This window comes from Methylobacterium nigriterrae, assembly GCF_037106235.1.
Lineage (GTDB): Bacteria > Pseudomonadota > Alphaproteobacteria > Rhizobiales > Beijerinckiaceae > Methylobacterium > Methylobacterium nigriterrae.
Genome location: NZ_JBAWTG010000248.1, coordinates 1 through 4,114, shown reverse-complemented (window position 1 = coordinate 4,114; position 4,114 = coordinate 1). Strand labels below are relative to the sequence as shown.

The 4,114-nt window shown below is 64.1% G+C and carries 2 protein-coding genes and 1 pseudogene; 2 read left to right on the top strand and 1 reads right to left on the bottom strand.

Annotated features, from left to right (window positions below):
- Nucleotides 1-305, top strand: a pseudogene (locus tag WDW90_RS35400) (hypothetical protein); the annotation flags it as partial.
- Nucleotides 306-566: 261 nt separating this feature from the next.
- On the opposite strand, the gene WDW90_RS35395 reads toward WDW90_RS35400, so the two are convergent.
- Nucleotides 567-1,586, bottom strand: a complete 1,020-nt coding sequence (locus tag WDW90_RS35395) for a hypothetical protein (RefSeq protein WP_336492418.1) — start codon at nt 1,584-1,586, stop codon at nt 567-569.
- Between the two features lie 1,376 nt (nt 1,587-2,962).
- On the opposite strand from WDW90_RS35395, the gene WDW90_RS35390 reads away from it, so the two are divergent.
- A partial coding sequence (locus WDW90_RS35390; protein WP_336492416.1) for a TolC family outer membrane protein occupies nt 2,963-4,114 on the top strand: 1,152 nt, incomplete at its 3' end.

Sequence of the window (4,114 nt, the reverse complement as noted above, 5' to 3'; positions counted from 1 at the left end):
ACAGCGCCTCCACTCAGCCCTCGGGTACCGTACGCCTGAGCAGGCCGAGCAGCGCTGGGCAACGTAACCTCCGTGTCCACAAAAACGGGGGAGGATCAGCAAGCCTTGGCCGCCTGATCCAAGCCAATCAGCCTCCGGGAAACCTGGAGCGGTTCAAGACCGTCGATGCGGCTGGCGTTGTGAAGCTGATCTTTGAGGGGCCGATTGAGACGCCGGACGGTCGTAACCCACGGGTACGCACCGTCTGGATCTTGGAAGGGCTCAGCGAGGCGCGGTTCATCACGGCTGTGCCGTTGACAGCATAGAGACGGAGCGCGTCTTGGCCTGCGGAACTCAGGCAGACATCTGCTGCCATAGCCACAAGCCAGATGCAACTTCGCGTTGTGGGGTTCAAAGCCCGTAGTGAACAGCTCCCCTCACCGCGCGGTAGAGTGTGCCTGGAGTGACTGAACCGGGCGTGTTCGGCTGGGACCCTTGCGTGGTGCTGGCGACGAACGTGGTATGAGATGTGCCCTGGAGCCTTGGTAGAGCGTTTGTTCGCAGCATCAGCGTTCAGCAGAAGCGCCCTACGGGTTGCCCCTTGCCTCTTCGGCATCAAGCGTCACAGCCTTCAAATACCAGCGCTCGGCCTCGGCGCGGTTCCCCTCTTGGCCGCGAACGGCAAGCCCTTTCAGCACCCGCTCATCATAGGTCTTGGCAACACCACGTGCGCCTCGTGGATCTCCTTCCTGGGCCGCTCGTCCAAAGAACAGGCGCGCCGCAGTGAGCTCACCAGTCACCAGCAACTGTTCCCCGCGCGCAACCAACGCGTCAAGCTTGCGCAGGTCCCGCTGGGGCCTCCCCTGGGGCGGCTGAACCGCAGCAGTTCTCGCCGCGTTCGGCGGCTCCGCTCTTTGCTCGATTGGCGCGCTCGGTGAAGCGAGGGCTGTCTCGATTGGCTCGGGCGTCTGTGGCATTGGTGGAAAGGCTGTGACTTTCGCCTCGCTTGGTTTGAGCGGACTGGTGGGCTGCTCGACCAACCCGCTCGCGGCGAGTCGTCTCCGCAGTTCGGTTGCCGCGGAAACGGGGGGCGCCGGCTGTGCGGGCCGCGGCGTCATCGCCGGAGCCGATCCTTGCGCCTCAGAAACCAACTTCGGCGCCCTACCCCGCTCAGCCGCCGCCGGCACGCTGGTCTGTCCGGTGATTGCACCAGCGACTGAGGCCAGAGCAACTCTCAGATCAACTCGTTCGAAAGGTTCAGGCAATCGGGGGTTGAGAACAAGAAAACCGGCCACAGCGCCAATCGCCGCGGACAGCATCGCCAGCGGCCAGCGCGTGCGACGCGCCACTCTCCGCCAGAAGTGCTCAGCAATGAAGTTTTCCGGAGCCGACAGCGCCGAGCGTCGGCGTGGCTCGGAACTCAGGCCGTGAACGCTCCTCATATCGGTCGGCATCGGCTTCGGCCCAAAGCGTTGAATAAAGTGAAGGTCGTCTTCCTCGCTGTTGGCACTGCGAAAAGGCCCGATACTCTGCTCAGGAAACAACGGGTGGATTTCGCCCATCGGCGCGGACCCGGCGGAGGGGAATGGGATGTCCGGAACAGCCATCTTGTCCTCCTCTTTGTTGAGGGGCCGGCTCGTTGTTGGTCTCGACGGCACCACACATCGACAACGCGGCTCCGGAGGCGGCATGAAGCACCCGGGTCGGCACCGGCTCGGTCACCCCGAGACGGAAAAGGCACGGATGCCTCTCGTTCGGAGCACCGTTCCTGCGTAACCCACGGTCTGCCCGTTCTCTCAACCGGGAGCTAACGAGAGCCGCGATGAACAAGCAATGCCGGAATCCGCGTCTAGCATCAGCCAAATAGGTAAGGTTTAAATCGCACATTCGGCATCCCAGGAAAGCTTTGCTGAAAGCCGCTGTGACAGGACGCGTGTCGACCTATCGCAGTTTGCTTCGATCCACCTTGGCGTGGCGCGACCTGATTTTCGAGGAGTCTTATGCAGGAACACAAATGAGGCTGTTCTTCACACCCCCGCTGAGCGCGCTTGGCATCGGCGACCAAGTTTTCGTTTGCCACAGCCTGCCACTCGGCAGGTAGGCGCCCGGCTCGGCCGACTGTGACGTGCGTCCCACGTCAAGAGCCTAGAGCTGGCCGGTCACGTGGCGTTGAGATGTGGCGGCGGGGTTCGCTTGTTACCGCTGTCGGGAGCAGTTGCCGCGGGGCGGGCCAGTTTTTCGGAGCGCCGGGTCGCAGACTTCGGTCGTGAGACAGCCAGGATGGGCACCGATGTAGGGTAGGACGCTCTCCGGGATTTTGTTCTGGCGAGCATCCTCCCGTTTGCTGCGCGATGCGTTTGGATCCCGATCGGCTTATTAACGAAAACATCGATCAAGACAGCCAATTTGACCGGCTTTCCCCAGGCAAGCGAAGGGGGAAGCGGGCCTGCTGCTCCGATCGTGTACCCGACCTGATGCAAGAGGTCCGGACGGCGCCGAATTCCAATTCGGGAGGCGCGCCGATGCGACCGCCGGCGCCGCGCTGGTCGCGGCTCCTGGGACAGCGGAGTTTGGCAGTCTGAGGTTCCCGATCAGAGAGATCTCCAAAATGCCTCTTGTGGACAGCATCCCGGGTCGAATCGACCAATGACAGAGGATAACGGCGGTTGTGGTTTAGCGGCAACAGTCAATACTATACATGAGACTTGGGAATTGGCGCCTGGATCGGGCCTCGGCGCAAAATGTCCCTATCGTATTAGACCGAAGGGGTATTGGGCGGTTGCCCATTACTCGAGGCCCCTCGCAGACCGTGCAGAAATTTGAATCCGATGCTCTGAGTCTGGCAAGTTTGCGCCTGCCACCTGTCGTTATGGGTGTCTCTTTTATGTGCCAGTCTCACGCGATTCTAACGGTTGCGCCTCTGTGCCCCTGGGCCGCGCAGTTCAAGCTCAGGTAGGGTTGGCCGCAAGCGGGGCTCGGCTGGATGCACCCAACGCTGTGCTGCAACTGTGGCAAGACGGAAAAGTCCGGTTCCTTCGAGAAACCGCAAGGGCTGATCGACGTGAGAAGACGCAAACCTGCGACGCGCACCGGGTTCCGGCTCGCCGGTCTGGCCGCCGCCACCGGCATCGCGGCTGCTAGCCCGGCCTGGGCCGAGACGCTGGAGAGCGCGATGGCGCGCGCCTACGGGGGCAACCCGCAGCTCAATGCGGGCCGCGCGGGCGTGCGGGCGACCGACGAGACCGTCGCGCAGGCGCAGGCGGGCTACCGCCCCACCGTCGCCGTCTCGGCCGATATCGGACTGCAGCAATTCGAGGGGCAGCAGAGCGGCTCTCCGCGAAATCTAACGACCCGGCCCGGCGGCGCCGGCCTGACCGTCAACCAGACCCTGTTCAACGGCTTCCAGACCGACAACAACACCCGGCGCGCGGAATCGAACGTGCTGAGCCAGCGCGAGAGCCTGCGCTTCACCGAGACGACGACCCTGTTCAACGCCGCCCAGTCCTACATGGACGTGCTGCGCGATACCGCGACGCTGGAATTGAACCGCAACAACGTCGAGGTGCTGGAGGAGCAGCTCCGTCAGACCCGCGACCGCTTCAACGTCGGCGAGGTCACCCGCACCGACGTCGCCCAGGCCGAGGCGCGCCTGGCCGGCGCCCGCTCGCAGGTGAGCGCCTCCGAGTCGCAGCTGCGCTCCAGCATCGGCATCTATCGCCAGGTCATCGGCGTCGAGCCGCGCCAGCTCTCGCCGGGCCGCCCGCTCGACCGCTACGTGCCGGGAAACCTCAACGCCGCGATCGATATCGGCCTCAAGGAGAATCCCCAGATCGCCTCGGCGCTGCACGCCGTCGATTCCGCCGAGGCGCAGGTGAAGGTGCTGGAGGGCCAGCTCTACCCGCAGGTCGGCCTCACCGGCCAGGTCGCCCAGCGCTACGACACTCTATTCCCCGGCGACAACGGCCTCACCGCCTCGATCGTGGGCCGCATCACGATCCCGATCTACGAGGGCGGCCAGACCTACTCGCAGATCCGACAGGCCAAGGAGCTCGTGGGCCAGACGCGCCTGCAGGCCGAGTTCGTGCGCGACCAGATCCGCTCCGCCATCGTCACCACCTGGGGCCAGCTCGAGGCC